Annotated in this window: 3 protein-coding genes; 2 read left to right on the top strand and 1 reads right to left on the bottom strand. The window is 63.3% G+C overall.

Annotated elements, in window-relative coordinates:
* Positions 1 to 343 precede the first annotated feature (343 nt).
* Together AAC083_RS22325 and AAC083_RS22320 are read left to right on the top strand one after the other, a co-directional pair.
* Positions 344 to 1414 (top strand): isopenicillin N synthase family dioxygenase, encoded by a 1071-nt coding sequence (locus AAC083_RS22325; RefSeq protein ID WP_108537747.1) that lies wholly within the window; start codon positions 344 to 346, stop codon positions 1412 to 1414.
* A gap of 97 nt (positions 1415 to 1511) precedes the next feature.
* Complete coding sequence (locus AAC083_RS22320) at positions 1512 to 2675, top strand: trans-sulfuration enzyme family protein (protein WP_108537746.1); 1164 nt, start codon at positions 1512 to 1514, stop codon at positions 2673 to 2675.
* Positions 2676 to 2763: 88 nt separating this feature from the next.
* On the opposite strand, the gene AAC083_RS22315 is transcribed toward AAC083_RS22320, so the two are convergent.
* Positions 2764 to 3035, bottom strand: a 272-nt coding sequence (locus AAC083_RS22315) for a hypothetical protein (RefSeq protein WP_146181769.1), incomplete at its 5' end; no start/stop codon positions are given.

Genomic DNA, 3035 nt, shown 5'->3' with positions numbered 1-3035 from the left:
CGATAGCCCGGCCCACTCCCGCCAGTGACCGCTATGCCAGCCAGACGCTTGTTCTCGCAATAGCCGGATGCTCGCTGCGCTGGTGGGACCGTCGGTACCAAGTCCCATAGACCGCTCAATAAACACCCACCCGAATGAGTGTCGAATTCTATTTCGATTTTTGTATATAACTAAGAATAATTTGTTGTTTCCGTCTTATAACGCCGAACAGTAGCATCACCCTCAATCCAAATGGCGCCATCTTTACCGATCGGCCCGGTGGCTCACCACCGATCGACGCGCTGTCGTTTTTGCACTGAGTGGCCGGAAAACAGCCCGGCGCTCAGACAATGAGGAGGTGCACATGGCACATTCACCACTGCCGATCATCGATCTCGCCGCACTCGAAGGCGCCCCTGACACTCGTCGCCAGATGCTGGCCCAGCTTGGCCGAGCGGCCCGCGAAATTGGCTTTTTTTATCTGACAGGCCATGGCCTGAGCGAGGCGCAGCAGACAGAGACCCTGGCGCTGGCGGCCCGCTTTTTCGCCCTGCCGGAGCCGGAAAAACGCACGGTGCAGATGGTGCTCTCTCCCCATTTTCGCGGTTACAACCGGGTGGGTGCCGAGCTCACCCGCCAGCGGCCGGACCGGCGCGAGCAGTTCGACATTATGAATGAAGCAAGTGCGCTCGATGCAGACCATATCCACTCCCCCTGGCAGCGGCTGATAGGCCCCAACCAGTGGCCCGCCGCCCTGCCCGAGATGAAAACGCAGTTGCTGGCCTGGCAGGAACGGCTGAGCGACATCACCCTCACCCTGCTCGCCGCCTTTGCCGAGGTGCTGGAACAGCCGGTCGGGGTGTTCGAGGGGAGCATTCACGGCGCTCCCTACCAGCACATGAAGCTGATCCACTACCCGGGGCAAGAGGCGGGCGGCAGCAGTCAGGGTGTCGGCGCCCACAAGGATCCCGGCTACCTGACCCTGGTGATGCAGGACCATCACTCAGGGCTGGAAGTGGAGACTGCCACCGGCTGGATCCCGGTCCCGCCCCTGCCGGGGACCCTGGTGGTCAACATCGGCGAACTGCTGGAGCTTGCCTCCAACGGCTATCTCAAGGCGACCCTGCACCGGGTGGTGAGCCCGCCGCCCGGGGTATCACGCCTCTCCTGCGCCTTCTTTATGGCGGCGCGGCTCGATGCCACCGTGCCCCTGCTCACCCTTTCCCCCGAGCTGGCGGCGCAGGCACAAGGGCCCGAGAGCGACCCCGCCAACCCGCTCTTTTATCAGGTGGGGGAGAACGTGCTCAAAGGGCGGCTGCGCTCCCACCCCGACGTGGCAGCCCGCCACTATGCCGCCGCCCCGGCTTCAGCCAACCAGCAGCCGGCAAGCGGGCAGACGACAAACAGCGAGTGGCGCCAACCGCAGCCAGCCTGACGCTGCCACACCGATTAGACGTGGGATGCCGCAGCGTCCCGCCATCCAGATGACACAAGCAGTTAAGCCACAAGCCTGGCAATGACGGAGTAATAGAATGAAATTCAAAACCATGAGCGTGCACAGCGGCCAACGGATCGATCCCCAGACCGGCGCCCTCACCACCCCTATTTATCAGAGCAGCACCTTCAGCTACTTCAATGCCCAGGCGGGCAAGGAGCGTTTCGCAGGTCAGGCCCCCGGCTTTATCTACAGCCGCTTTGGCAACCCCACCACAGCCGAGCTGGAGCAGAAACTGGCCGCCCTTGAGGGCGCCGACGAAGCGCTGGTGGTGGCAAGCGGCATGGCAGCGGTCAGCGCCATCATGTATGCCCTGGCCGACAGCGGCGATGAGGTGGCCTATATTGGCCCGCTCTACGGCGGCACAGATGCGTTTCTCAAACAGACCTTCAGCCGCGCTGGCATCACAGTCACCGCCTACGAGAGCGATCAGGATCTGCTGGCCAATATTCGCCCCGCCACCAAGGTGGTACTGTTCGAAACCCTGACCAACCCGACCCTCAAGGTGGTGGATCCACGACTGGTGGTGGAAGCAGCCCGCAAGGTGGGGGCCATCAGCGTGTGTGACAATACCTTCCTCACCCCCTACCTGCTGCGCCCGCTGGAGCTTGGCATCGATATCGTGATGCACAGCGGCACCAAGTATCTGGGTGGCCACGGCGACATCATCGCCGGGGTAGTGGCTGGCTCCCACGCGCTGATGAAATCCATCCGCACCGTGGCCCTCAAACACATAGGATCCCCCATAGGCCCGCAGGAGGCCTACCTGCTGCAGCGCGGGGTCAAGACCCTGCCGCTGCGCATGGATGCCCACCTGCACAACGCGCAGAAAGTGGCCGAGTTCCTGGCTGCCCACCCGGCGGTAAAGAAGGTGATCTACCCGGGCCTCGTCAGCCACCCGGGCCACGACGCCCTCGGCGCCTTCGCCAGTGGCTTTGGCGGCATGGTGAGCATAGAGCTGGAAGGCGGCTTTGCCCGCTGTGCCACCCTGCTCGACAACCTGCAGCTGTTCGTGCAGGCGGTGAGTTTGGGCGATCTGGAGAGCCTGGCCTGTCATCCTGCCAGCACCACCCACGCCGCCATGGACGAGGCGAGCCGTCTCGCCGCCGGAGTGAATGACGATCTCATCCGCTTCAGCATCGGGGTGGAAGATGCCGACGATCTGATCGCCGATCTGGCGGCGGCACTGGCCATCACCTGATACCCTGGCCCCTTTCACGGCTTAAAAAAACAGCCCGCCCCCTGCAAATGGGGCGGGCTGTTGATATCAGCACCGAAAAACACTCTCATCAAGGGGCGGCAGAGAGCCGCTGCACCGGCCAACCCAGGGTGGCGAGCGCGGGAGCCAGCACCTTGGCATCCCCCACCACCAGGATCACCATGTCATCGGGATCGAGCCAGCGGCGGGCCAAGTCTCGCAAGGTGAGTGTCGACAGCTGGCTGACCGTCCGTACCCGCTGCTCCACATAATCCTGCGGCCACTGCGCCAGCAAGATGGGCAGCATGTACTCCCCCTCCTGCGGCAGCGTCTCGTAGTCCAGCGCCTGACGGTTGAGCACAC

The sequence above is a fragment of the Aeromonas sp. HMWF014 genome, from assembly GCF_963878295.1.
GTDB lineage: Bacteria > Pseudomonadota > Gammaproteobacteria > Enterobacterales > Aeromonadaceae > Aeromonas > Aeromonas popoffii.
This window is presented reverse-complemented; position numbering and strand designations above follow the sequence as displayed.

Bases quoted from the DNA above. Each gene is read 5' to 3' on its own strand.
- AAC083_RS22325 (WP_108537747.1), top strand. From the start codon at position 344: ATGGCACATTCACCACTGCCGATCATCGATCTCGCCGCACTCGAAGGC.
- AAC083_RS22320 (WP_108537746.1), top strand. From the start codon at position 1,512: ATGAAATTCAAAACCATGAGCGTGCACAGCGGCCAACGGATCGATCCC.